At 64.9% G+C, this 25,561-nt stretch carries 24 protein-coding genes; 7 read left to right on the top strand and 17 right to left on the bottom strand.

The features are described from left to right. Positions 1-94: 94 nt before the first annotated feature. The 4 genes from LSO07_RS14700 to LSO07_RS14685 are packed head-to-tail and all read right to left on the bottom strand — an operon-like array spanning position 95 to position 3,466. Positions 95-526: a hypothetical protein gene (locus LSO07_RS14700; RefSeq protein ID WP_151095010.1), complete on the bottom strand. Its 432-nt coding sequence runs from the start codon at positions 524-526 to the stop codon at positions 95-97. 21 nt (positions 527-547) lie between these two features. After that, on the bottom strand, positions 548-1,063 hold the full coding sequence (locus LSO07_RS14695) for a hypothetical protein (protein ID WP_151095008.1): 516 nt from the start codon (positions 1,061-1,063) through the stop codon (positions 548-550). A gap of 19 nt (positions 1,064-1,082) precedes the next feature. Next, positions 1,083-2,624: a hybrid sensor histidine kinase/response regulator gene (locus LSO07_RS14690; RefSeq protein WP_151095006.1), complete on the bottom strand. Its 1,542-nt coding sequence runs from the start codon at positions 2,622-2,624 to the stop codon at positions 1,083-1,085. An 11-nt stretch (positions 2,625-2,635) separates the two neighbouring features. Next, positions 2,636-3,466, bottom strand: coding sequence for an alpha/beta fold hydrolase (locus tag LSO07_RS14685; RefSeq protein ID WP_151095004.1), 831 nt, complete (start codon positions 3,464-3,466; stop codon positions 2,636-2,638). A 238-nt stretch (positions 3,467-3,704) separates the two neighbouring features. On the opposite strand from LSO07_RS14685, the gene LSO07_RS14680 reads away from it, so the two are divergent. Both LSO07_RS14680 and LSO07_RS14675 read left to right on the top strand, forming a co-directional pair. After that, positions 3,705-4,964, top strand: coding sequence for a PepSY-associated TM helix domain-containing protein (locus LSO07_RS14680; protein WP_151095001.1), 1,260 nt, complete (start codon positions 3,705-3,707; stop codon positions 4,962-4,964). A 322-nt stretch (positions 4,965-5,286) separates the two neighbouring features. Beyond that, on the top strand, positions 5,287-7,590 hold the full coding sequence (locus LSO07_RS14675; protein WP_225317309.1) for a TonB-dependent receptor: 2,304 nt from the start codon (positions 5,287-5,289) through the stop codon (positions 7,588-7,590). Here the strand turns inward: LSO07_RS14675 and mdcH are convergent. From mdcH to mdcA, 9 genes are read right to left on the bottom strand one after another with little or no spacing between them, the layout of a single operon-like run. Next, positions 7,587-8,525, bottom strand: a complete 939-nt coding sequence (mdcH, locus tag LSO07_RS14670) for a malonate decarboxylase subunit epsilon (protein WP_151094997.1) — start codon at positions 8,523-8,525, stop codon at positions 7,587-7,589. The two genes, LSO07_RS14675 and mdcH, sit on opposite strands and share 4 nt — an antisense overlap. Next, the gene (locus LSO07_RS14665) at positions 8,522-9,139 is read right to left on the bottom strand and encodes a malonate decarboxylase holo-ACP synthase (RefSeq protein WP_151094995.1); all 618 of its coding nucleotides are present in this window, start codon (positions 9,137-9,139) and stop codon (positions 8,522-8,524) included. Before LSO07_RS14665 ends, mdcH begins: the two co-directional genes overlap by 4 nt. Continuing rightward, complete coding sequence (gene madM, locus LSO07_RS14660; protein ID WP_034781494.1) at positions 9,139-9,903, bottom strand: malonate transporter subunit MadM; 765 nt, start codon at positions 9,901-9,903, stop codon at positions 9,139-9,141. The genes LSO07_RS14665 and madM overlap by 1 nt, the downstream gene beginning before the upstream one ends. Next, a complete protein-coding gene (gene madL / locus LSO07_RS14655) occupies positions 9,896-10,324 on the bottom strand; it encodes a malonate transporter subunit MadL (protein WP_151094993.1) in 429 nt (142 codons plus the stop codon). The genes madM and madL overlap by 8 nt, the downstream gene beginning before the upstream one ends. Before the next feature lie 54 nt (positions 10,325-10,378). Beyond that, entirely contained in the window at positions 10,379-11,191 is an 813-nt protein-coding gene (gene mdcE, locus LSO07_RS14650) for a biotin-independent malonate decarboxylase subunit gamma (protein ID WP_151094991.1), read from the bottom strand. After that, positions 11,188-12,042: a biotin-independent malonate decarboxylase subunit beta gene (locus LSO07_RS14645; protein WP_151094989.1), complete on the bottom strand. Its 855-nt coding sequence runs from the start codon at positions 12,040-12,042 to the stop codon at positions 11,188-11,190. Before LSO07_RS14645 ends, mdcE begins: the two co-directional genes overlap by 4 nt. Then, a complete protein-coding gene (locus LSO07_RS14640) occupies positions 12,039-12,347 on the bottom strand; it encodes a malonate decarboxylase subunit delta (RefSeq protein ID WP_151094986.1) in 309 nt (102 codons plus the stop codon). The genes LSO07_RS14645 and LSO07_RS14640 overlap by 4 nt, the downstream gene beginning before the upstream one ends. Continuing rightward, positions 12,334-13,224 (bottom strand): triphosphoribosyl-dephospho-CoA synthase, encoded by an 891-nt coding sequence (locus LSO07_RS14635; RefSeq protein WP_191909677.1) that lies wholly within the window; start codon positions 13,222-13,224, stop codon positions 12,334-12,336. Before LSO07_RS14635 ends, LSO07_RS14640 begins: the two co-directional genes overlap by 14 nt. Then, the gene (gene mdcA, locus LSO07_RS14630; protein WP_092604754.1) at positions 13,224-14,897 is read right to left on the bottom strand and encodes a malonate decarboxylase subunit alpha; all 1,674 of its coding nucleotides are present in this window, start codon (positions 14,895-14,897) and stop codon (positions 13,224-13,226) included. The genes LSO07_RS14635 and mdcA overlap by 1 nt, the downstream gene beginning before the upstream one ends. Before the next feature lie 119 nt (positions 14,898-15,016). Between mdcA and LSO07_RS14625 the strand changes: the two genes are divergently transcribed. Next, a complete protein-coding gene (locus LSO07_RS14625) occupies positions 15,017-15,937 on the top strand; it encodes a LysR family transcriptional regulator (protein WP_070256268.1) in 921 nt (306 codons plus the stop codon). 72 nt (positions 15,938-16,009) lie between these two features. Here LSO07_RS14625 and LSO07_RS14620 read toward each other — a convergent pair whose 3' ends face one another. From LSO07_RS14620 to LSO07_RS14610, 3 genes are read right to left on the bottom strand one after another with little or no spacing between them, the layout of a single operon-like run. Further along, positions 16,010-17,839, bottom strand: coding sequence for a glycoside hydrolase family 15 protein (locus LSO07_RS14620; RefSeq protein WP_151094982.1), 1,830 nt, complete (start codon positions 17,837-17,839; stop codon positions 16,010-16,012). 3 nt (positions 17,840-17,842) lie between these two features. Continuing rightward, the gene (gene otsB, locus LSO07_RS14615; protein ID WP_151094980.1) at positions 17,843-18,604 is read right to left on the bottom strand and encodes a trehalose-phosphatase; all 762 of its coding nucleotides are present in this window, start codon (positions 18,602-18,604) and stop codon (positions 17,843-17,845) included. Beyond that, positions 18,604-20,871, bottom strand: a complete 2,268-nt coding sequence (locus tag LSO07_RS14610) for an alpha,alpha-trehalose-phosphate synthase (UDP-forming) (RefSeq protein WP_151094978.1) — start codon at positions 20,869-20,871, stop codon at positions 18,604-18,606. Before LSO07_RS14610 ends, otsB begins: the two co-directional genes overlap by 1 nt. 260 nt (positions 20,872-21,131) lie before the next feature. Between LSO07_RS14610 and LSO07_RS14605 the strand changes: the two genes are divergently transcribed. The 4 genes from LSO07_RS14605 (at position 21,132) to LSO07_RS14590 (ending at position 25,142) form a co-directional block, all read left to right on the top strand. Then, complete coding sequence (locus LSO07_RS14605; protein ID WP_070256285.1) at positions 21,132-22,247, top strand: mechanosensitive ion channel family protein; 1,116 nt, start codon at positions 21,132-21,134, stop codon at positions 22,245-22,247. Between the two features lie 49 nt (positions 22,248-22,296). Continuing rightward, positions 22,297-23,592 (top strand): cation:proton antiporter, encoded by a 1,296-nt coding sequence (locus tag LSO07_RS14600; RefSeq protein ID WP_151094976.1) that lies wholly within the window; start codon positions 22,297-22,299, stop codon positions 23,590-23,592. A gap of 106 nt (positions 23,593-23,698) precedes the next feature. After that, entirely contained in the window at positions 23,699-24,880 is a 1,182-nt protein-coding gene (locus LSO07_RS14595) for a serine hydrolase domain-containing protein (protein ID WP_151094974.1), read from the top strand. Positions 24,881-24,971: 91 nt separating this feature from the next. Beyond that, the gene (locus LSO07_RS14590) at positions 24,972-25,142 is read left to right on the top strand and encodes a hypothetical protein (RefSeq protein WP_191909675.1); all 171 of its coding nucleotides are present in this window, start codon (positions 24,972-24,974) and stop codon (positions 25,140-25,142) included. Here LSO07_RS14590 and LSO07_RS14585 read toward each other — a convergent pair. Continuing rightward, positions 25,139-25,522, bottom strand: a complete 384-nt coding sequence (locus LSO07_RS14585) for a YkvA family protein (RefSeq protein ID WP_052140069.1) — start codon at positions 25,520-25,522, stop codon at positions 25,139-25,141. The genes LSO07_RS14590 and LSO07_RS14585 overlap by 4 nt on opposite strands. Positions 25,523-25,561: the final 39 nt, after the last annotated feature.

Raw genomic sequence — 25,561 nt, 5'->3', positions numbered from 1 at the left:
AAAAGAATTGCGCAAATTATACGGTGAGATATATCAATTTATCTCAGCGATGCAAGCGGACAGGACTGTCAGAAGTGAAGCATCTCAACGATGCTTAACGGTCCGTACAACTCGCGCCAAAGCCCGTACGCCATTGCCTGTAGCCCGTTCCCGCGTTAGCGGCCTCCGCCAGCAAACGCTGTATCGCATGGAAGCCAAACAGGCTGGCGCAGGCGCACAGCGCGGCGTCATCCACTTCATCCTCGTATGCATTAAGAAATAGTTCTGCCAGTAAGCCTTGCAGCGATGCATAGCTGCGCCACACCTCGTCAATATTTTCCAGGCTGCAGCGCTCGAAACAGCCATTGGCAGGATTGAAGTAATCGAGCACCATGCCGCATTCCCACAAGGCCACGATACCGCTCCCTGCCATGGGCGAGGAACGCCATGCACGCGCCGCCTGGCAACGGTAATGCAATGGCGATGCAACGCTATCACCATCCAGATGAGCCAGCAAAGCTTCGCTGAGTCCCAGCGCGCGCAGCACATTATTGTCAGTCATCTGCACCTACTTCATATCATGGGTATTGGAGGTCTGTCGGCGGTATTCGCGCTCGAACGCGGCCATGCTCTCCACCTGCGCCCACAGGCTGGCAATATATCGGAATTCATCCTCGAACGGCAGCTCGAAATCGGCTACGTCCATAGCATACTCGCAATTGCGGCTCAGCATCACCAGCCAGTCCGGATAGCCAAGCGCCGGGTACAGGCGGGTAAAGATGGCATCGAGCGACGCCGCGCTTTCCCGGCCCGCCAGGTAGGCGGCGCGCAGTTCGACGATGTATTTGCCAGCCAGGAATTGTTCACTGAGGCGCTGCGCTCCCCGGTAGCGCTCGATGATGGCCTCGGCCAGCGGCAGCACCTCGTCGCGGCCCCGGGCGCTGGCCAGCAGCACGACTTCCAGGTCGTCGCCTTCCTCGTCTCGGCGCAGGCGTTCCACAGCCCAGTCCACGCAGCGGTCCGCCCGGCCAAATCCCATGCGCAGCTGGAAAACGGCGATTTCAAGTACTGTCAGTTGTTCCATTACCTTCAATTCATTCTTACTATTCTGCACCCGCCTGCAACATCTTCTGTAACACCGCATCGAGCTCATAAAAATCCACGGGCTTGGTCAGGTGCAAATCAAAGCCCGCATCGGACGCCATCTGGCGGTCCTTGTCCTGGCCCCAGCCCGTGACGGCCACGAGGATGGCATCCTTGCCGCAGGGTTCACTACGCAGCAGCCGCGCCACGTCGTAGCCATTCATGTGCGGCAAGCCGATGTCGAGCAATATCACTTGCGGCATGAAGCTGTGCGCCGCCGCCATGCCGGCCGTGCCGTCGTAGGCCGTGCGCACGTCATAGCCGAGGATGTCGAGCGCAAGCGCCAGGCTTTCGGCCGCGTCGGCGCTGTCATCGATCACCAGCACCTTGCCTTCGCGCGTGCCGGCCAGCAAGCGGCGGTTGGGCTCGGGCGGCGCCAGCAAAGGCACGGCCGGCAGCGGCAGGCGCAATACAAAGGTGCTGCCCTGCCCCACGCCATCGCTATGCGCGCTGATGCTGCCGCCATGCAATTCGGCCAGGCCCCGCACCAATGACAGGCCGATGCCCAGGCCGCCCTGGGCCCGCGACAGGGCCGGCTCCAGCTGCGAAAACAGCTCGAACACCTTGTCCAGGTGCCCGGGCGCGATGCCGATGCCCGAATCGCGCACGGTAATGTGTACTTCGTTTGCCGTGCAGGCCACCTCCAGCCCGATGACGCCATTGGCGGGCGTGTACTTGACGGCATTGGTCAGCAGGTTGGCGATCATCTGCCCCAGGCGCGTGGCATCGGCGTCGAGCCAGATAGGCTGCGGCCATTGCTCCACGAGCACCTTGTGGCCGGATTGCGCGGCCAGCTCCGCCACGCTGTGCAGGGCCGCTTCCACCACGGGCGCCAGTTCCACGCTGGCGCGGCGCAGTTCCAGACGGCCCTGCGTGATGCGCGACACTTCCATCAAATCGTCGACCAGGTGCGTCATGTGCCCCACTTGCCGGCCCAGCACGTCCCGCGCCCAGCACAGTTGCGGGTCGTCCAACTGCGCCAGGCGCAGCACTTCCAGCACATTGCGCATGGGCGCCAGCGGGTTGCGCAGCTCGTGCGCCAGGGTGGCCAGGAACTCGTCCTTGCGCCGGTCGGCGGCCGCCAGCTGCTCGTTGAGCTCGCCGGCCTCCTTGCGCGCCAGCTGCAGCTGCTGTTCGTATTTGCGCCGGTCGCTGGCGATAAAGACGGCGATCTCGTCATAACGCACGCCCTCGTGCACGCGGCGCACGGCGTTGAACAGCATGGGGATGGATTGCCCCTGGCGCTGGCGCATGTCGAGCAGGATTTCCGACACGCTGCCCTGCACCTGCATCAGGGGCAGCCAGTGGGTCTGGTGGAATACGCGCCCGCCAATGGTCAGCAAATCCTGCAATTTCTTTTTGCCGAGCAATTCCCCGGCGCCATAGCCGAGCCAGCCGCAAAAGGTGGCGTTCGCCTGAACGATGGTGCCGTCAGCCGTACACAGCAACAAGCCGCAGGCTGCGTGCTGGAACAGGGTATCGGCGTCAGGCAGGGAAGGCATCGCGTCGCGCATTACAGGTGCAGGCCGTCGAGAAAGTGACGGATGGCGCGGTAGCTGGCATCGGGCACGCTCATGTGCGGGCAATGGCCCACATTCTCGATCACCTGCAGGCTGCTGTGCGGCAGCATTTCACGCAAGTACTCGCCCACGGGCAGCGGCGCGATGAAATCGTCGCTGCATTGCACGATCAGGGCAGGCGTGCTGTTGTGCGGCAAGACAGCGCGGTGGTCGGACAAAAAAGTGGTTTGCGCGAAATGCCGGGCGATGGCCGGATCCGTGCGGCAAAAGCTGTTCACCAGGTCTTGCCCCAGCGCCGGCTGGCCGGGCGCGCCCATGATGGCGGGCGCCATGCCGGCGGACCAGCCCAGGTAATTGCTCTCCATGGCATCGAGCAAGTCGTCGATATCGGCACGGCTGAAGCCGCCCTGGTAGCGGGCCGCCGCATCGTCGACATAGCACGGCGACGGTGCCAGCATGACTTGTGCGGCGAACAGATCCGGCTCGGCGATCGTCGCCAGCAAGGCGCTCATGGTGCTGACGGAATGGCCGATGCAAATCACGGGGCCGCCGCCGGCGGCATGGATGACCTGGAGCAAATCGGCCCCATGCGCGTCGAGCCGCGCATAGCTATCGAAATCATAGGCGGCCAGGTCCGACGCGCCGCTGCCGACCAGGTCGAACAGCACGGTGCGGTAGCGCGCACGAAACAGCGGCTCCAGGTAGCGCCACATGGTTTGGTCGCAGCCAAAGCCGTGCATGAACACCATGGTAGCTGCCGCGCCCGCCTGCGGCGCGCCACTGCATTCGCTAATGCGGACATTGTTCCGGTCTTCTATACGCATGCCGCTTCAGCCTTGAATATTTCCATGTGGAATGTAAATTAACTTCTTGCTAGCATCTTAGCATGCGCCATTTAACCTTGGTCAACACTATTGGCGCTAGACAAACGCCATGCCAAGGCGGATAATGAGAACGATTCCCATTATCAAAATATCAGGCCTATGCCTGGCATTTCCCTGTGCGCCCCGGTGGCGCCCGCTGGCGGCAACAAGCCGGTTTCATGTTGAAGGTTTGTACCGCATGCGCGCTTTCTGGACTGTCATACACCGCTGGGCCGGTCTTACCATCGCCCTCTTCCTCATCGTTGCCGGCCTCACGGGCGCCGTCACGTCGTGGGACCATGAACTGGATGAATGGTTCAACGCCGACATCATGGACACGCCGGGCCGCGGCCCCCTGCAGCAACCATTTGCGCTGGCGCAAAAAGTCGCTGCCGCCGACCCGCGCGTGGAAGTCAATTACATGACCCTGGGCCTGGAAGAAGGCCATGCGGCCGCCTTCATGGTGCGCCCGCTAACCGACCCGGCCACGAACAAACCGTTCGTGCTCGACTACAACACCGTCTACATCGACCCCGTCACGGCGCAGATCACGGGCACGCGCGATTCGACGGCCATTTCCCTGTCGCGCCGCAGCCTGATGCCGTTCTTGCGCCATCTGCACTACAGCCTGCACGTGCCCGCCTTCTGGGGCACGGACCGCTGGGGCTACTGGCTGATGGGGAGCGTCGCCCTGATCTGGCTGCTCGACAGCATGGTGGCGCTTTACCTGACCACGCCGCGCCGTTTGCGCCCGCGCGCGCAAGACGAAACGCCGCGCCACCGCGATGCCGCCAACTGGTGGCAACGGTGGAAACCAGCGTGGGTGGTGCGCTGGGCGGCCGGCGGCTACAAGCTCAATTTCGATCTGCACCGCGCGGGCGGCCTGTGGGTGTGGATAATCATTATTGTCGTCGCGTTTACGTCGTTCTCGCTGAACCTGTACCGCGAAGTGTTTTATCCCGTCATGTCGCTCGTTTCCACCACCACGCCGGGACCGTACGAAACGCAAACGCCGGCGCCCTACGGCACCTACATCAAGCCCGTGATCGGCTTCGAGCAGGCGGTGGAGATCGCCAAAAAGCAGGCCGTGCAGCGCGGCATCACGGCGCCCATCGGCGGCATTTATTATGGCGGCAACTATTCGTTCTACAACGTCTCCTTCTTCGACCCCGCCGACGAATTCGGCGCGGCCGGCATGGGCCTGTCGAACCTGTATGTCGACGGCATGGATGGCAGCATCATCGGCCAGCACAAGCCGTGGGAAGGCACGGCCGCGGACGTCTTCGTGCAACTGCAGTTCCCCCTGCATTCGGGCCGCATCCTCGGCTTGCCCGGGCGCATCATGATGTCCTTCATGGGCGTGATGGTGGCCATGCTGTCCGTGACGGGCATCGTCATCTGGGAGCGCAAACGGCGCGCGCGCCGGCTGCAGGTGAAAAAGCCAGCGAACTTCACCTGAAGCAGCGACTCCATCACGGCGCAAGCGGACCAATGCAGTCTGCGCCGCATACCTTGCCAGCGGCCTGATCACGCGCAACGCGCAAGGCCAGCACCCCTCCCCACTTTACAACTCAGTAGCCGGCACATGCCGGCTGCCTGCGCTGCGCAGCTTCCGTGCGCCAGTCCGCCAATGCCATTAAATGCAGTTTACTTGCAATAGCATCAGACGCAAGCTATTATTGCAACTCAATTGCATTTGCGTCTTCACGCCGGGCCTGCGCCCAGCACTACCTTCCGCCTTTTTAGAAAGTCCTATGCGCCATCACGTATTCGCAGCTGCCATGCTGTCCACTGCCCCGCTCGCTTACGCGGCGGACGACGTCACCCTGCAAACCATCAAGGTCCGGGCTGACCGGCCTTCCAGCATCGACAGCGTCGTCCTCGTCGAAAATACGCAAGCCCAGAACCGGACCCTGGGCGGCATGCTAGAACATGTCTCGGGCGTGCAAAGCAGCGCCTTCGGGCCGAATGCGGGCGCGCCGGTGATACGCAGCCTGAGCGGCAGCCGCGTGCAGATCCTCGAGGATGGCCAGTCCATCCTCGGCATGAATGCGCTCAGCGGCGACATCAACATCCCGTTCGATCCGCTGTTTGCGCGCAGCGCGACCGTCAACAAATCGTCGGACGCCGTGCGTTTCGGCGGCAATGCGATTGGCGGCAGCGTCGACGTCGATTCCGGCATCGTTTCCAGGAAGATGGAAAGCAAGGAAAAGGACGTGGAATTGATCCTGCACAAGGGATTCAACGATGCCGACGCGCAAGGCTTGCGCGTCAACTTCAACGATGGCAAGCGCTTCTCGACGAATCTGCAACTGTCCTTCCAGAAGATCGGGCATTACGATATTCCCGGCAACAGCAAGGCCAGCGTGTGCAACAGCCAGCTGTTTCCCTTGAAGGGCGGCGTGAATACCTTCCTGGCCGACAGTTGCCAGAAGGAAGCACGCATTCAGCAAATCTACAACAAGGCTTCGCAACCGTTTATCGACCAATTCATGACGGAAAATCCGGACTGGGCGGATGGAGACTTTTCCTTCTATACCAATCAGCCGACGTCCGTCTGGCAGCGCAAGACCTACGTCAATCCGGCCAACCCCGCTTACGTGCCCGGTACGCCGTCGACGACCCAGAACAAGATCAACAAGGACGTGACACCGGACTACCATCGCACCCTGGGCAACAGCTATGCCAGCAATTCCCATTTTGCCGTCGGCAGCACCTACTTTTTCAACCGTGGCTACGTGGCCGTCAGCATCGATACCAAGAATAGCGAGTATGGCGTGCCGGGTTTTTCCATGGAAAACAAGTCTTTCGGCGCGAACTATGACGAAGGGCTGCCCGTCGGCGTGGTGATACAGCAAGATAAATATGCGCTGGAAGCCAATCTGCTCGACCCCGTCGCGTACATTGAAAGCGCGCAACTACGCGTGTCCCGCCTGAGCAATGCCTCGGGAGAACGCCTCGGTGCGGCCAAGGCGAATGACTACCAGTTCGACACCAATCAGGCCGAGCTCCTGCTGGCGCACCGGCGCGCAGGCCCCTTGAGCGGCATGCTTGGCCTCAGCCATAAAGCCAGGGATATCGCCGGCAGCGGCCCGCAGCTTTACCTGCCCGATGCGCGCACGGCCAGCCGCGCGCTGTTCGTCAAGGAAAGCATCGATGTCGACTGGGCCACCTTCGACGCGGGCTTGCGCCATGAAAAAGTGGACCACGAGATCCGCAAGAGCGGATTCAAGACATCGAGGAATGCAAAAAATACCAAACTCGAGGACAGGTCGTTCAGCCTGAACAGCTATAGCCTGGGGGCCTCGGCCAAGCTTGGCCAGCTGTTCGGTGCGAAGCTGCGCTATGCCTCTTCGGAAAGAGCACCCGACGTCAATGAGTTGTATGCGAGCAACCGCCACTATTCCATCATGACCCAGGAAGAAGGCAACCAGGACTTGAAGGCGGAGCGCGCTCGAAGTACCGAACTCACCGCCCTGTTGGGCAATCGCGGCTTTGCCATGTCGGCGACGGGCTATGTCATGAAATACGAGAACTATCTCTACCTTGGCCACTCGGGCGCCCAGATGGCCAATCGCCTGCCCTTGAAATATTGGAAGCAGACCGATACGACGGTCAAAGGATTCGAGATCGACGCTTCCCAGGTCATACAGCTTGGCAGCTACGGAAAACTGAACCTGTCCGCATTTGCCGACCTGGTCAAGAACAAGGCGGACAACCCCGACAAGCTGCGCGCGCACAACGATGGCGCGTGTCTGCCCAACATGCCCACCAACCGCTATGGCGCGAATCTGCTGTGGGAAAACATGGGGTGGAAGGCCAGGCTGTCCGGCACCCGGTATGACAAGCAAAAGTACCTGGGCAAGAGCGTCAGCGAGGAAGTGCCGCTCGACGGCTACACTATGGTGAACTTCCAGGTGAGCCGCGCGCTGCTGGTGCCGAACTCGCCGTTTGCAGGCATCGACGTGTTCATCAGCGGAACCAACCTGCTCGATGACGATGCCCGGCCGCACAATTCTCCACTGAAATACATCGCGCCCTTGCCGGGCCGTGGATTCCAGATTGGCTTGAGCGCCAGGCTTTAAGGCACGGCGCCGTTGCGCTCCCGCTGTACCAGCGCCAGCAAGCTGTCGCCCCGGTTGCCTTCGCAGCAGATGGCCACGCCGTCCGTGAAGTCGGGCGCCGTCAGCCGCGTCAGGACGCTGCCGGGCGGCATTTCCAGCGCCAGCCGGGCGCCCCGCTCCCATGCCAGCCGCACGGTACTGCTCCACTGTACGCGCTGGGCCATGTTGGCCGCCAGGCTGTCGCGGATGCGGGCCGGGTCGAACAGCGCGCGCGCCGCGCTGCTGCTCAGATAGACGAGCGATGGCCGGCGCAGGTCCACGCCCTCGAAGGCGGCGGCCATGCCGCCCGCGGCGGCCTCCATCAACGGGCAATGCGACGGCACGCCGACAGCCAGGCGCTTGGCCTTGCTGGCGCCGTGCGCCAGGGCCAGCGCCATCACGGCTTGCAAGGCGGCTTCGCTGCCGGCAATGGCGATCTGGCGCGGCGCATTCAAGTTGGCGACATACACGGGCGTAGCTGCGCCGTGCACCTCGGCAAGCACGGGTTCGAGTTGCGCCAGATCAAGCCCGATGATGGCAGCCATGCCGTAGCCGTTGGGATATGCCTGCTCCATCAGCTCTCCGCGCCACGCCACCAGGCGCACGGCATCCGCATAATCGAGCGCGCCGGCGACGACGGCCGCTGCATACTCGCCGATGGAAAAGCCGGCCACCATGTCGGGCAGCGCGCCGCGCGCCGCCAGGGAACGCGCCATGGCCACGCCCGCAATCAGCAAGCACAGTTGCACGGCCCGCGTCGACGCCAGCGCGGCAGCCGTGTCCAGCGCCAGGGAATCGTGGCCCAGCACGCCCGCAGCTTCGGCCAAAGCCCCCGCCACGGCCAAGTCGTCGGGCAGCGCATGCAGCATGCCCGGATACTGGGCGCCCTGGCCGGGAAAGGTAAACAACACGCTCATGCCAGCTCCCAGGGCGTGGCCGTCAGCACGGGACCGTGATCCGTTTTCAGCAAGACCTTGCCCCGCCCCGCCGCCCACTCGGCATACGCAAAGCCGCCACTGCCCGTGTCGATCTGCAGATCCAGCCGGCAAGCCATGACAGTCGCCGCGATGGTACGCAGGGCGCCGGCCTGCGCGGCGTCCGGCGGCGCGGCGATGCGCAGCACGAGATCGAGGTCGCTGTCGGCGCGCAGCACGGGCAAGCCGCTGGCCAGGGCGAATCCCACGCCGCCCGTCGGCCCCCAGGCCCAGCCCGTGGCGTCGAGCAGCGGCGCCACTTCCCGCAGCACATCGAGCGCAGTACAGTCAAAACCGGACGACGGGGTGTGCGCCAGCTGCGCCAGCATTTCCGGCGTGACGCTGCGCACGACGGCGGCCGCGTCCACTTCGCACGCATGCCGCTCGCTGCGCAGCATACCGCGCATGCCCACGGGAATGCGCCCAGGCGCGCTGCTGGCGCGCCGCACCACCAGCGGCGCCGCCCGCAGCCACACTGCATCGCACCAGGCGGGCAAGGACGCGCCGTCCGGCGGACCGTCCAGCCACAGCAAATCATGCGCGCGCCAGGCTTTCATCAGGCCACCACCGCCTTGACGGCAAAGAACAGCAAGGACGGTCCCAGCAAGCAGCCCAGGCCCGTATGAAACGTGGCCACCAGCGCGCCATACGGCACCAGCTTGCGGTCCGTGGCGGCCAAGCCGGCCGACACGCCGCTGACGGTGCCGGCCAGGCCGCCAAACACCATCGCCGAGCGCGGCGTTTTCAGGCGCAAAAAGCGCGCCGCGGCGGGCGTGCCCACCATCACCAGGATGGCCTTGATCAGGCCCGCCGCAATGCTCAGGGCCATGACGTCCGAACTGGCGCCGATGGCCGCGCCCGTGACGGGGCCGACGATGTACGTGACGGCGCCGGCGCCGATGGTGGTCATGCTGACGGCGTCCGAATAGCCAAACGCATAGGCGACACCGGCGCCAACGAGGAAGGGCAGCACCACGCCCAGCACCAGCGCCACCAAGCCGATCAGGCCAGCCTTGCGCGCTTCCGTCGCCTGCACTTCGAAGGCCGTGGCGACGATGGCGAAGTCGCGCAGCATGGCGCCGCCCATCAGGCCGATGCCGCCGAACAGCGACAAATCGGCCAGGCCCTTGTGGCCGCCGCTATGCACGCCGCCCCAGTAGGCGAGGCCCAGGCCGATCACGATGGCGATGGCCGAGCCGTGCACGCGGCCGAAGGTCAGGTACTTCGACAGGGCGATCGACAGCAGCATGATCAGGCCGACAAAGGCGAAGGCCGTCACCAGGCCATTGTGGATGGCGGCTTTTTCAAAGATTTCAAGCATGACGGTGCTCCTTCATCAACATCGAGTCGGCTTGCACGCAGTCGGCTTCAGCGGCAGCGATGGCAGCAGGGCTTTCCGAACGGTTAATCAACGAAATCACGGCACCGCAAACGAGCACGGAACCGATGGCGGCCAGCACGGCAACCGGCCCGCCGCGCAGGGCCGCCACCACGTCCTGCTGCGCCGCCATCGCCACCACCACGGGAATATACATGGCGCCCCAGTATTCGACGCCCCGTTCCGTCATCTGCGGCAGCCAGGATCGGCGCTGCATGTACAGGCGGGCGCAGATCAGCAGCAGCATGGCGATGCCCACGCCGCCCACGTTGGTCTTGACGCCCATCAGCTGCCCGAGCAGGTCGCCCAGGAAGATGCCGAGCAAATGGCATAACGCCAGCAGTGCGGTTCCGTAAATGATCATGATTGTCTCCGTTATAGGAATAGGAATGACTTGGTGTCTTCTCTGTTGTTTCACCTACCACTGCTGCTGCAATACCTCCCTGACTCTTGCCGATGCCTGGCGGTGCGGCGCGCCCAGGCGGCTGGAAAGATCCCGCTGCGGGTCGGCGCGGATATCGCCGAGAGCCGCCTGCAGGCAGGCGTCGACGGCGGCCGTATCCTGCGCCGACGGATCATCGGGCTGCGCCACCTGCAAGGTCTGCCACAGCAGTCCCAGCGTGGCGTAGTTGCGAATGTCGTAGGCCATCGGCGCGATGGTCGCGGCCAGCGCTTCGAGCGCTGCCACGGTGCGCAGGGTGATGCGCGCCGCCGACGCCTTGCCCATCGCGTGCACCATCACTTGCGGATCGTCGAGCGCGATCAGGCGATTGGCCTGGTAGCCGTGGGCGAGGAAGGCGCCCGACATGGCCTTGCCGACGATCAGGCCGATCACGGGATGGCCGGCCAGGCGCGCCTCGGCGTAAGCCCCCGCCGCGCCGGCCAGCGCCTGGTGGATGCCGTACGCTTCCTCGCGCCGGCCATAGGCCTGGCTGGCCACGTCGATGACGGCGACGATGGGCCGTTTCACGGCCAGCGCGCGGTCCTCGGCAACCACCTGCTGGACGGCGCGCGCCAGCTGCCACGCCTCGGCCAGGCCGATTTCCCCAGTGCGGGCACGCGCAAAACGGTTGTCCGGGTCGGGCAGCACGGCGAGGTAGCGCGCCGGCGCGCCCGCCAGCGGCGCGTCGACCACGCGCACGGAAGGCGGGTAGCCGTCCAGCGGCGCAGCGTTGTACGTGAGTGCCGCCAGCCAGACGGCGCCGCGGCTCGTATCGCTGATGGCGTTCATGCTGCTGCTCCTTTGCTGTAGATGCTACGCACGGCTTCCGGCGTGGCTTGCGGGCCCGCGTCCACTTGCGCCAGGCGGGCCAGGAAGACGTCGGCCTGGTCGCTGCGGTGCTGCGCCGGCACGCCGCGTGCGAACAATGCGGCCACGGTGGCGCGCATCCGCGCCGTGTCGTCTTCCACATAGGCGTCGGCCAGGCCGCTGTGGAAGCGCTGCTCGCCACCCGTCAGGCTCCAGATGAACGGTTTGTTGCGCGAGTCGAATTCGTCCACGCCCGCCTCCTGCTCGATCACGGCCGGCCCATTGAGCCCCAGGCGCGCCTCGCGCGTGACGACCAGATAGCTGCACAAGCCCGCCGCGATCGACATGCCGCCGTAGCAGCCCACGGTGCCGGCCGTAATGCCGATGACGGGCTGGTAGCGGCGCAGGTCGACGATGGCGGCATGGATGTCGGCAATGGCAGCGAGGCCCAGGTTGGCTTCCTGCAGGCGCACGCCGCCCGTCTCGAACAGGATCACGGCGCGTGTCGGCACGCCCTGGCGGTTGTCGCGCGCCGCCAGTTCCAGCGCGCCGGCGATTTTCGCGCCGCCCACTTCTCCCATGCTGCCGCCCTGGTAGGCACCCTCGATGGCCAGCACCACGGCCGGCTGGCCATCGAACAGCCCCTTGGCCACCACCACGCCGTCATCCGCCTGCGCCGTGACGCCCTGCTTCGGTAGCCAGGGCGAAGCCATGCCGCAGAACGGGTCGAGCAGTTCGCGCATGCTGCCAGAGTCCAGCAAGGCCCTGGCCCGGCTGCGCGCGCCCCGTTCGATGAAGCTGTCGCGCTCCAGCAATTGCTTCAATGTACTCATGCCGCCCTCCCCGCTTGCAATTCTTCATAGGCTTGCTCGATGCGCATGCGCACCACGCCCGGCGTGGCGCCGCAATCGTTGATGACGATGCTCGCCGCCGGCAGCGGCTCGCCGCCGAAGACGCGCAGCAACAGCGCATCCCACACGGCACCCTTGCCGTCGACGGAGGTATTCACGACGATGCGGATCACGCCATCGTCGCCAGGCTGCAGCAGCACTTCCAGGTCACCCGAACCGACGACGCCGGCCAGGGCCCGCCCTGCCGCCGGCCGTCCTGCCGGGAATGTATAGTCACGCGTTTCCATGCGCTTCTCCTTCCGTCAATCGGTCGAGGAACAGGGTGGCCGCCAGCAAGTCCGCCGCGCCGCCCGGCGACACGCCGCGCTCCAGCGCCACCGCTTCCAGCGCCAGCAGCGCCTCGGTACCGGCGGCAGTGGCCGCGCCGCCGGCGGCCAGTACCCGCGCCGCTCCCATCTGCAATTCCAGCAAGGCCGGCTCGCCGCCGCGCGACAGCACGCAGGTGTCGTCCAGGCCGCTGAGAATGGCCAGCAAGGCGTTCAGCCGCGCTGTCGTTTCATTGTCGCCGCGCAGCCGCGAGGCGTGCAAAACGGGCAACCCGGCGCCCGTCACCAGGGGAAAACCGGCGCGGGCCTGGCCCCGCGCGCCATCGACCCGATACTGGCGGCACGCCAGCTCGCCCTTGTTGCCGGTAACGCCAGGCGCGCCGCGGTCATGCAAACGGGCCAGCGCGCCGGCCCGCGCCGCCACGGCCTGCGGCGCCAGCGATGCGCCCCTAGCCCCCTGCTGCGCCGCCGCCGTCACCAGCAGGCCCAGCGCCCAGATGGCGCCCCGGTGCGTGTTCACGCCGCCCGTGGCTGCCAGCATCAGCGCCTCGCCATCGCGGCCGATGGCGCCGATGCGCTGGCGCAGCAGGTCGTCGTCTTCAATCTGCGCGCCAGCGTCGGCCATGGCTTGAAACACGGGCTCCAGCACGCAGGCCGAATGGCACATCAGGGCCCAGTTCAAATCCGCATGGGCGCCACGGCTGCGCAAATCGACGAGGCCCGGTTTCGGCGTCAGGGTCACTTCATCGAGCAGCGCCTGCAGCACCTGCCGCGCCAGCGCCGCAGGGCGTACCTGCACCGGCACTGTCGTCGTCATTGTCATCATCATTGTGCTCATTACCAGCTCCTGAATTTGGCGGGTGGTTGATACAGGCCGTCCGACCATTCGACCAGGTCGGCGATGCTTTTTGCGGCCAGCAGCGAGCGGCTGGCTGCGCCGCGCTGCACGCCGATATCCTCGGGCAGCGCGATCAGGCCGTCGGCGCGCAGTTTGGCCGTCGTCTTCGGGTCGTGGCGCAGGCCGATGGGCGTCACGCCGGCCACGGCCGCCAGCATGGCCTTGCGCTCGTCGAGCGAACGGGCCTTGTACAGGTAGGCGATGCCCTCTTCCGTCAGCACGTGGGTGACGTCGTCGCCATAGATCATCACGGGCGCCAGCGGCATGCCGCTGGCCTGGCCCACGGCCACCGCGTCGAGCGATTCGACGATGGTCGGCTGGCCGCCGTCCTGGAAGGTTTCGACCATCTGCACCACCAGCTTCTTGCCGCGCGCCAGCGGGTCGTCCGTTTCGATCAGGTCCAGCCAGGCGGGCGTCGGGTGGCGCCGGCCGTGCGGATCGTGGCCCATATTGGGCGCGCCGCCGAAACCGGCCAGCCGGCCGTTGGTGACGGTGGACGAATTGCCCAGGCCATCCATCTGCAGGGTGGCGCCGATGAACAGGTCGACCGCATACTGGCCGGCCAGCTGGCACAGGGCGCGGTTCGAGCGCATGGAACCGTCGCGGCCCGTGAAGAACACGTCGGGCCGGGCGGCCGCATAGCCTTCCATGCCCAGCTCCGCGCCGAAGCAGTGCACGCTCTCGACCCAGCCCGTCTCGATGGCGGGAATCAGGGTGGGATGCGGGTTGAGCACCCAGTTGCGGCAAATCTTGCCCTTCAAACCCAGCTGCTCGCCGTAGGTGGGCAAAATCAGTTCGATGGCGGCCGTATTGAAGCCGATGCCGTGATTGAGCGACTGCACCTGGTGTTTTTCATACACGCCGCGGATCGCCATCATGGCCATCAGCACGTGCACGGGCTTAATCACGCGCGGGTCGCGGGTAAACAAGGGTTCGATGAAGAACGGTTTGTCGGACTGCACGACGAAATCGATCCACGAGCCGGGCACGTCGACCCGCGGCAAGTCGCTGACGTCGTCGACGATCTGGTTCACCTGGGCGATGACGATGCCATCGCGGAAGGCCGCCGATTCCACCAGGGTGGGCGTGTCCTCCGTGCTGGGGCCCGTGTACAGATTGCCCTGGCGGTCGGCCATGTAGCCGGCCACCATGACGACGTTGGGCGTCAGGTCGACGAACAGGCGCGCATACAGCTCGATATACGTGTGGATGGCGCCCACTTCCAGCAAGCCATCCTGCAGGAATTGCGCGATGCGCAGGCTTTGCGTGCCGGCAAACGAAAAATCGAGCTTGCGGGCGATGCCCCGTTCGAACAAGTCCAAGTGCTCGGGCAAGCTGACGCTGGGCATGATCAGGTGCAGATGGTGGATCTTGTCGGGATTGACCTGGGTCAGCATGCGGGCGAGGAAATCGGCCTGCTTCTGGTTATTGCCTTCGAGGACGACGCGGTCGCCCGGCGCAAGCAGCGCTTCGAGCACGGCGACCATGTCGCCCTGTTGCAGCACGGGGCCGCTCGCGTACTGGCGCACGGCTTCCAGGCGGCGGCGCTTCTCGGTGCGCCGCGTGTCCCATTGTTTTTGCCGCTGCCCTGGCGCTGCTGTGGCGGTTGACATCATGCCTCCGGAATGAGCTATCGAACCCCGACGATAGAGCGAAAACGGAACCGCGACAATCAACCTGCTACCATGTTCATTACCCTGAAGTTAATGAACTCACGATAATCACGGTGATTATGGCCATCAACGAAGAAATTACCCTGAAAAAGCTGGAAGTTTTTCTCAGCTTCATGGAATTGAACAACCTGGCGCGGGTGGCCGATGCGCTGGGCCAGAGCACGGTCAGCGTGCACCGCGCCCTGCACTCGCTGGAAGACGGCTTGCGCTGTCCCCTGTTCAAGCGCGAGGGGCGCAGCCTGATCCCCCTGCATGCGGCCTACACCTTTGCCGAATCGGCGCGGCGCGCGCTGGCCGAGTGCGAGGAAGGCGTGCGCAAGGTGCGGGAGATGTCGGGCATCAATCCCGTGCGCCTGAAGATCGGCTCGCTGTATTCATTGACCCTGCACTGCATCCCGCAACTGGTGATTGCCCTGAAGCTGCGCCGGCCCGGTCTCGACATCGACCTGACGCTGGGTTCGAACCGCGAACTGCTGCAAAGCCTGGCCGATGGCAGGCTGGACGCCATCATCGTCGGCGTGCAGGAAGACGAACAGCATGCCGGGCTGGTGGCCGTGCCCCTGTTCCAGGACGACATCTTCCTGGCCGCGCCGCTGGCCTCGCCCTATGCGGGCGCCGCCTCGGTGGACTTGCAGGCGCTGCGCGACGACAAATTCGTCACGCTCAACGAGGGTTTCGTCACTTCGCAAAGCTTCAACCATGCATTCGAGCTGGCGGGATTCGTGCCCGACACGGCCATGCGCGTGGGCGACATCTTTTCGCTGATCAACCTGGTCAGTGGCGGCATCGGCTACAGCCTGCTGCCCGGCCGCGTGCGCGCCTTCAGCTCCCGCATCGAACTGATTCCGCTGGACGCCCGCTACGGCTCGCACCAGCAAATCACCCTGCTGATGCTGAGCAGCCGCGAGCGCGACCCGAATCTGCTGGCGCTGGCGGCGGAGTGCAGGTTGTATGGGCGACGCGAGCCTGCTGGCGCGTGATTACCCCGAGCAGTGAAAAAGCTGGGGTCGGACCCTGAGGGTCCGACCCCGGAACTTGCCTTGGGGGTGAACTTAAATCGCACTATCCCAAGGCGCCGACAACCTCACCGCGCAGTTGATGAGGCCCACCATCGAATACGTCTGCGGGAAATTGCCCCACATCTCGCCCGTCACGGGATGCGTGTCTTCCGACAGCAAGCCCAGGTGGTTGCGCGCCATTAGCATTGTTTCGAAGATTTGGCGTGCCTCATCCTTCCTGCCGATGCGGGCCAGGGCGTCGATGCGCCAGAAGGTGCAGATGTTGAAAGCCGTTTCCGGTTTGCCGAAGTCGTCGGGCGCTTCGTAGCGGCGCATGTAGGGGCCGTCGCACAAGGACGCTTCCAGCGCATCGACGGTGGCGATGAAACGGGGGTCCATGGGGTCGATGAAGTTGACTTCCGCCATCAAGAGCACGGAGGCGTCCAGGTCGCGTCCGCCCAGGCTTTCCGCGAAGGCCTGGCGCTCCTCGCTCCACGCCTCGCGCAGCAGGCGTTCACGGATCAGCACGGCGCGGCTGTTCCAGTGGTCGGCCCGGTCGTCCAGGCCCAGCTTGTGCGCGACCTTGGCCAGGCGGTCGCAGGCGGCCCAGCTCATCAGCATGGACGAGGTGTGGACCCTCGCCCGCGTGCGCAGTTCCCACATGCCCGCGTCCGGCTCCGCATGCAATTTGAATGCCTGATCGCCCACGGCTTCCAGCGCGGCGAACTCGGCTTTTCCCGCCCGGTGGAACAAGCGGTGGTCGAGGAAGGCCTGGGCTGCACCGAGCACGATGTTGCCGTAGACGTCGTGCTGGAAGTGTTCCTGCGCCTGGTTGCCGACGCGCACGGGGCCATTGCCGCGGTAGCCGGGCAAGTGGTCGAGCATGGATTCGGGCAACTGCTCTTCCAGGCCGATGCCGTACAGGGGCTGGATGTGGCCGCCTTTCGAGCGGGCGACGATATTCGTCAGCCAGCGCAGGTATTCCTCCATGGTGCCCACTTCCGACAGGCTGTTCAATGCCCGCACGACGAAGAAGGCGTCGCGCAGCCAGCAGTAGCGGTAATCCCAGTTGCGGCTGCTGCCGGGCGCTTCCGGAATGCTGGTGGTCATGGCGGCGATGATGGCACCCGTGTCCTCATATAAAGACAGTTTCAGGGTGATGGCGGCGCGGATGACCACGTCCTGCCATTCCAGCGGCACGGCCAGGCGCCGCGTGTAGGTGCGCCAATAATTGATGGTTTCCTTTTCAAAGATGCGCGCCGTCTCGTCTATGCCGCCGGCCAAGGTTTCATCCGGGCCCAGCAGGAAGTTGGCCGTGCCCCCAAGCACGAAATACGTTTCGCTCAGTACATAATTGAGCGACACATCCGTGTTCAGGCGCAAGGTCTGTTCCGGCCCCACGTAGCGGATGTGGTGGCTGCCCTGCGTGATCTGCGGCGCCAGCTTGCCCCAGTCGTAGCGGGGGCGCAGGCGCACCCGGATGCGCACGGCATGATCGAGCGGCCGCACCCGGCGGATCAGCATCAGCGGGCGGAACATGCGGTCGCGGCTGAGGAATCGGGGCGCGAAATCCGTGATTTCCACGCCGCGCCCATCCGTGTCGTACAGCCGCGTGCGCAGCACGGCCGTGTTCGGCTCATAAAACTGTTCGCTGCGAGCAAAGTTTTCAATGTCGATGGCCCACACGCTGCCGTTTTCCGTGGCGTCCAGCAAGCCGTTGAAGACGGGATCGCCATCGAAACGGGGCAGGCAGGACCAGACGACCTGCCCCGCCTGGTCGATCAGCGCGCTGAAGGCGCAATTGCCCACCACGCCGCAGTTGAGGGATGCTTGCGCGGACGCGCCGCCGGGGGTGTCATCAGCTTGTTCAGTGGATATGGTCATCGGCTACTCCTTGAAAGGCGATACGGACGCGGCCAGCAGCGCGGCGCGCAAGGCGCCCGGGCTGGCCAGGCGCAGGGTGGCAGCGCTGGGGCCCTTGCCCACTTTCACGCCCTGCCCGCCTGCTAGTTGAACATAGGCAAAGCCTGCCTCGTCGGTGGTGTCGTCGCCCGCAAACACGGGCCGGCGGCCGGCGAATGGCGCTTCCACCATGAAGGCGGCGATGGCGCCGCCCTTGTCGGTGGCGGCCGGCTTGGCTTCCAGGACCATTTTGCCATGCAACAGCAATACCCCCGGGCACGCTTGCACGGCCGCCGTCATTTCCTGCAGGCACAATTGCTCAAGTTCGGGCGCCAGCCGGTAATGCAGGGCCACGGCACCGCGCTTCTGCTCCACCAGCAAACCGGGGTACCTCGCCGCCAACGCCTGCGCACGCGCCAGCACGGGCGAGACATCGGGCGTGGCCGCCACATGCAGCACGCCATCGGCGCCGCGCCGCTCCACGCCATGCACGCCGGCAACCGGCAGGGTCAAGGGCGCCAGCATGGCATCGAGCTGGACTATGGGACGCCCGGAAATGAGGGCCAGCGCGCCGCCGTGGCGCTCGGCCAGCAGCGCCAGCGCTTCAACCACGCCCGCTTCCAGGCGCACGCCATCGGGCGTGGACGCCAGGTCGACCAGGGTGCCGTCGAAGTCGAGGAAGACGGCTGTGCCAGGTGTACCCAGCAGTTGCAGCAAGGCCGCGCTATCGTCAGGGGTATCGTCCATCAGATCCCCTTGCGCCGCTTGATGCGGCTGTGGGCGTCGATCTTGGTCATGACCTTGTCGCGCTGGCGCAAGCGGGCCGCGTCCAGCAGCATGCGCCCGGCCCAGCGGTAGACATTGAAATGTTTCACACGGGCCCGCATGCTCTTCATGCGCTCGCGCTGCTCCACGGGCGGCATCACGAGGGCGCGGTACAGGGCGTCGGCCCCCTGCTCGATGTGATACGGGTTGATGATCAGCGCTTCATGCAGCTCGCGCGCGGCGCCCGTGAACTGGCTCAGCACCAGCACGCCCAGCTCGTCGTCGCGCGCGGCGATGAATTCCTTGGCCACCAGATTCATGCCGTCATGCAAGCTCGTCACCATGCACACTTCGGAAGCGCGGAAGTAGCGCTGCAAGTCGTCCTGGCCGTGGTGCTCGGCTTTCAGCAGGATGGGCACGTAATCTCCGCTGCCGAAACGGCGGTTGATGCGCTCGACCATCTTGCGCACGCGCGCGTCGAAGCTTTGATATTCATCGAGCGAAGCGCGGCTGGGGGCGGCGATCTGCACAAAAGTGAAATTGCCCGCCATGCCAGGCTGCTGTTCCAGCATGCGCTCGACGGCCTGGAAGCGCTCGACGATGCCCTTCGTGTAATCGAGGCGGTCCACGCCGATGCCCAGCAAGTGGTCGGATGCCACGCCCAGCTCGCTGCGGATTTGCGCGCGGCAGGTGGCCACGTCCGGTTGCGCCGGGTCGTCCTCGGGCCAGGCGATGGAAATCGGGTAATCCTCGACCTGCGTCATCTCGCCGCCATAGGAAATGGTCGACGCTTCCGGTTCGATGCGGGTTTCCAGGTAGCGGTCCACCGTTTCCAGAAAATTCTTGCGGTGGAATGGCGTATGGAAACCGAGGATGGTGCTGCCCAGCAAACCGTCGAGGATTTCTTCGCGCCAAGGGCAAATGCCGAACGATTCCGAGTTCGGCCAGGGGATATGCCAGAAAGTGATGATCGTCGCTTTCGGCAAGGCTTCGCGCACCATGCGCGGCAGCAAGGCAAAGTGGTAATCCTGCACCAGCACGACGGGATTGTCCGTCTTCGCCTCCGCGATCACGGCGTCGGCGAAGCGGCGGTTGACCTTCACGTACTGCTCCCAGTCGGACGAGCGGAACACGGGGCGCACGTGGGCGATATGGCACAGCGGCCACATGCCTTCATTGGCGAAACCATAATAGTAGCCCTGCTCTTCCTCTTCCGTCAGCCACACGCGGCGCAAGGTATAGCTGGGATTGTCGGGCGGCACGGGCACGTGGTCGAGCTTATCCACCGTCTCGCGGTCGGCGGAACCGGCGCCGTGCGCGATCCACGTACCGGAACAGGCGCGCATCACGGCTTCCACGGCCGTCACCAGGCCGCTGGCAGGACGCTGCACGGTGACGCCGGCATCTGTTTTCGTGTGGATATACGGTTCGCGGTTCGACACGACGAGCACCTGGTCGCCCTGCAAGTCCGCTTCCAGCAAGGCGCGCAGCTTGTCCGGCGTCCAGTCGGACGACCAGCCGTTGTCGCCCTGGCGTTCCAGGTGGTATTCCTGCAGCAATTCGCGCAAGTCGCCGATCAGCGGCTGCATTTCCGGCGGCGGCGCGGGCGCGGCGGCGGGCGCCGTGGCGGCGGCCACGGCGCCATTACTTTTCGGCAGCAATTCGCCCCGTAAAATATCCTTCACGGCCGACAGCCAGCCGCGCCAGCTCAAATGGGCCACGAACACGGTCATCAGGGAAATCAATACGGCCAGCACAGCCAGGAAGGCAAAGATGAAGCGCTTGGTATCCGTATTGCGGCGCTCGACAAAACTCATGTCCTGCACCAGCACCAGGCGTCCCAGCTGGGATGCATCCTGCATCACGGGCGTTTCGCTGATGTGGACTTGCCCTTGCGGCAATTGCGCCAGGGATTTGTACAGCCCGCCCGTGGAAGGCGTGCTCCAGCAGCCGATGGAAGCGGGATATTGCGCGGACTGGTAAACCAGGTGGCCCGCGTTGTCGCAAAAGCCGATGGCGATCAGGCGTTCGTCGCGCGTGGCGCCCTGGAACAGTTCGCCGATGCGGCTGGCATCTTGCGCGGGCAGGTATTCGGTGAGCGAGGGCCGGAGGGTTCCGGCGAGCAATTCTGCCCGGCTGTCGAGGTCGCGCACATACCAGCGCAGGGTGATATTGTCGAGCAGGGGTACCACAATATAAGCAAACAATCCCAGCACCAGAGCCAGTGGCAGGATGAAGCGCAAGGACATTCGGAGTGATCGTACTATCATCGTTTTCCTTTGCAAAAACAAAAAGCATGGCAAGTATGACTATGTTTCCACTGCGGCGACGCCCGTTTGCTTTCCGTATTGAAACGTCAACATGGCATGGCGCAGCGCAGCAATTTCTTTCAGTATCCACGTTGACGCAGGTCTTATCCGTACGGCAACGCACGCCCCCGTTACGCCATCTGCCCGTAAAATACCCGCTTCCGACATCCCCCCCCACCAATTTCAAGGAGTTTTCGCCTATGGATCTCAGCACGTTCCACTCGCTGATGGGAGGCCCGCTGCGCTCGGCACTGACCGTGTTCGTTTCCGCCCTGCTCGTCACCGTGGTCGCCATCGGCGTGCACCGGGCCGGCATCAGCCTGCTGAAAAGACTGGCCAATGGCCGCCCATTCACCACCAATGCCACGCGCGTGGCCTTCCGCGCCAGCCAGCTGTGCGTGATCGTCTTCGGCCTGCGCATGGTGCTGGCCGGCGCGCCCGACGACACGCCGGGGCTGGTCGCCATGTCGCATATCACCAGCGTGGCGCTGATCATCGCGCTGACCTGGCTGGCCATGCAATGCATCCAGGCCCTTTCCATCACGATTTCCGAAGTCAACCCCGTCGACGTGGCTGACAACCTGCGCGCGCGCCGCCTGATCACCCAGGCCCGCGTGCTCACGCGCAGCGCGCACGCCATCGTCGTGATCCTGGGCCTGGCCTTCGTGCTGCTGACCCTGCCCGGCGCGCGGCAGATCGGCGCCAGCCTGCTGGCCTCGGCCGGCGTGGCGGGCCTGGTGGCCGGTATCGCCGCCCGTCCCGTGCTCGGCAATTTCATTGCTGGGCTGCAAATTGCATTTTCGCAACCCATCCGCATCGATGACGTGCTGATCGTCAACGGCGAATGGGGCAAGGTCGAGGAAATCAAGGGCACGTATGTCGTCGTGCGCGTGTGGGACGAGCGCCGCCTGATCGTGCCGCTGCAATGGTTCATTGAAAACCCGTTCGAGAACTGGACACACAGCTCGTCCACCCTGCTGGGCACGGTGTTCCTGTGGCTCGATTTCAGCATCCCGCTCGAACCCCTGCGCGCGGAACTGACGCGCATCTGCGCATCCGCCACGCAATGGGATGGCCGGGTCTGCACGGTGCAGGCGACGGATTCGAACGAGCGGGCCGTGCGCGTGCGCTTTCTGATCAGCGCGGCAGATTCAGGCCTGGCCTTCGAGCTGCGCTGTATCGTGCGCGAGCAGATGCTGGCATTTATTACGGCCCACTACCCGCACGGCCTGCCCCGCCTGCGCTCCACGCACGACCCCATCGAGCTGCACGCCATGCAGGCGCAGAACGACAGCGTGTCACTGCACAAGGCTTGAAAAACCTGCGGCGCGCTGCCCTTGTCCGCGCGCCGCTACAATGGTTCGCATGAGCACCACCGCCTGGTTCATCCTGATCGGCTGCCTGATGCTGGCGCGTGGCCTGGGCGCCGACGGCATCGCGCGCCTGCCCTTGACCTCGGCCATGGCTTACCTGGGCGTGGGCCTGCTGCTGGGCCCCATGTTCCTCGGCCTGTTTGCGTTCGACCTGGTGCAGCAGGCACCCCTGCTGGAAACCCTGACGGAAATCGCCGTCCTCATCTCTTTGTTTTCCGCCGGCGTCAAGATGCCCGTGCCATTCAGCCTGGCGCGCTGGCTGCCGTCGCTGCGCCTGGCGTGGCTGTCGATGGCTATTTCCGTCGCCCTGGTGGCCGCGTTCGCCTACTGGGTGCTGGGCCTGCCATGGGGCGCGGGCGTGCTGCTGGGCGCCATCCTCGCACCCACCGACCCCGTGCTGGCCACCGACGTACAGCTGCGCCATGCGGGCGACAGCGAGCAATTGCGCTTCATCCTGACCAGCGAGGCGGGCATGAACGATGGCAGCGGATTTCCTTTCGTCATGCTGGGTCTGGGCTTGCTGGGGCTGCATGAACTGGGGCCGCACGGCGCCACCTGGCTGTGGCGCGATTTGGTGTGGGCCAGCGCGGGCGCCATGGCCCTGGGCGCGGCCGGCGGCGCGCTGCTGGCCTGGCTGGGCTGGCAGGTGCGCGCCAAGGAACCGAAACACGCGATGCTGGACGATCTGGCGGCCCTGGGCTTGATCGCCCTCGTCTACGGTCTGACGACCTGGCTGCATGCGTGGGGCTTCCTGGCCGTCTTCTTTGCCGGCGTGGCCTTGCGCCAGACGGAACTGCGGCTGGCCGGCGCGCCGAAAGACCGGCAAGGCTTGCTGCAAGCGGAAGAAACCCATGCCGTGTCCGCCACCAGGCCGCACGACAGCGACGTGCCGCTGACCGTCAGCGGCGAATCCCTTGTCTTCAAGGAACACCTGGAACGCCTGTCCGAACTGACCCTGGTGCTGTTGCTGGGCGGCGCCGTCACGGCCGCCGCCTGGAACTGGCAAGCGTGGAGCGTAGCGCTGTTCCTGCTGCTGGTGGCACGCCCGGCCAGCGTGATGCTTGGCTTGCTGGCTTCGGGCACCAGCATGCGGCTGCGCGGGCTGGCCGCGTGGTTCGGCGTGCGCGGCATCGGTTCGATGTACTACCTCAGCTATGCCATCGCGCATGGCTTGCCGCGTGGCCTGGCGCGCGAACTGGCCGACATCACCCTGGTCGTCGTCATCCTGTCCATCGTCGCGCACGGCCTGACGGTCAAACCCCTGCTGGAGCGCTACTGGCGCAAATAGACGCCAGCCCCTCATCACCATTGCTGTGTAGCAATGTTTTGTCAATTGCCCCTATGACTGGCAGAAATATTGTTAAGATCATTCAAAATGGCAAAAGAGAGAAGCAATGAAACGAAGAAGCGTGCTGGGACTGGGCGTCTCACTGGCCCTGCTGCAAACGGGCTGCGCCACCGATCCGGCCAGGCTGGCGTGGGAAACGGCATTTGACGGCTTCATGCGCGATGGCCTGGCCCGCACGGAAACGCCGGGCATGAGCGTGGCCGTGGTGCGCGGCGAGCGCACCATATTCGCGCGCGGCTATGGCTGGGCCGACATCCAGGCCGGCAAGAAAGCCGATGCCAACACGGTGTTCCATGTCGCCTCCGTCAGCAAGCTCGTCACGGCCACGGCCATCATGATGCTGCTGGAACAAGGCGCCTTCCAGCTGGACGACAAGGTGGCGGCCCACCTGGACTTCCCGCTCATGCATCCCAAGTTCCCCGACGTGCCCATCACCTTCCGGCATTTGCTCAGCCACACCTCGGGCATTTCCGACGCCGTGTACGAAAAGACGACGGCGTTTGCCGTGCAGGGCGACCCGCGACTGCCCCTGCGCGACTTCGTCAAGGGCTATCTGTCGCGCGGCGGCGCCTGGTATGACGCGGATGTGTCGTTTGCCGCCCGGCCCGGCACGGAATGGCGCTACAGCAATGTCGGCATCGCCCTGCTCGGCTATCTGGTGGGCCGCTTGAACCCCGATGGCCTGGATGCCTTTGCGCACGAGCACCTGTTCGAACCGCTGGGCATGGACAGCACGGCCTGGAACCTGGCCGGCTTGCCGCGGCGCGCCGTCATCGCCCAGCCGTATGCGCACAAGGAGCCGGGCCTGCAAGTGTTGCCGCCCGTCGGCTATCCGGACTGGCCGGCCGGCCTGCTGCGCAGCTCCGCGCATGACTTTGCCCGTTTCCTGGCCATCTTCAGCAATGGCGGCCGGGTCGATGGCCACCGTTACTTGCAAGATTCCACTCTGCAATTGTTTTTCGCCCCGCAAGCGGCCCCCGTCGTGCCTGCCGATGCGTCCGTGCGCCAGGCTTTGGTGTGGCAGCTGCGCGACGTCGACGGCAAGCCGCTGGCCACGCACAGCGGCGGCGACCCGGGCGCCGCGTCCGTCGTCTGCGTCGACCGGGCCAGCAAGACTGCCGTGCTGGCCTTCGCCAACGTCAGCGCCGACAAGGAGTTTCGCTCATTCCAGAAGGAAGTCGTGCTGCGCCTGCTGGCGCATGGCGGCAGCGGCGCGCCAGCGAGGTAGGCATGCCGCTTGTGTGAGCGGACGCACGGTGGCGCGCGGGCAAGAAAGTATGCTGTGCTGGTCAGACTTGACACTCAACGAGGAGACCAGCATGACCAACCGTATCGGCAACAAGGACGTGGCGCAGCAGCGCAGCAAGAGTGAAAAGGCCCGCATCAGGGCGCAGAACATCGCCAGCGAAGCGGTCAAGAGGGCCGAGGCCAGGGCCCGCTACCGCAATGCCGTCAAGGGCCAACCGGGCCAGCCCGCTCCCGGCGGTTAGACGCCGAACCAGCCGCGCAATTTCTCGGCGGCCCGTTCCTTGACCTCGGCCGTGATGTAGGTGGCGACCGTGGCGACAGCCGCCGCCAGCACGGCCAGGTCATCCGCATAGCCGACCACGGGCGTGATGTCGGGAATCGCATCGATGGGCGAAATGAAATAGCCGAGCGCGCCATAGATCGCCGTCTTGGCCCACAGCGGAGTATTCGGCTGCTGTGCCGCGTAGTACAGCCACAGGGCTTTCTCGATGACTTCGCGTCCCGCCGTCTTGGCGAACTTGACGACCTTGTCCCAGAAGCTGTCATCCGTGTATTTCTTTTCATACTGTTTGTCGGCCTGGGGGGCGTGGTCTTCTTCCAGATTCTTTTTTCTGCCAAACATCTGCTGCTCCTGTCTGCCGCGCACGGCGTTACGAATGCG

The sequence above is a fragment of the Janthinobacterium sp. PLB04 genome (genome assembly GCF_021165895.1).
Taxonomy (GTDB): Bacteria; Pseudomonadota; Gammaproteobacteria; order Burkholderiales; family Burkholderiaceae_D; genus Janthinobacterium; species Janthinobacterium lividum.
This window is presented reverse-complemented; position numbering and strand designations above follow the sequence as displayed.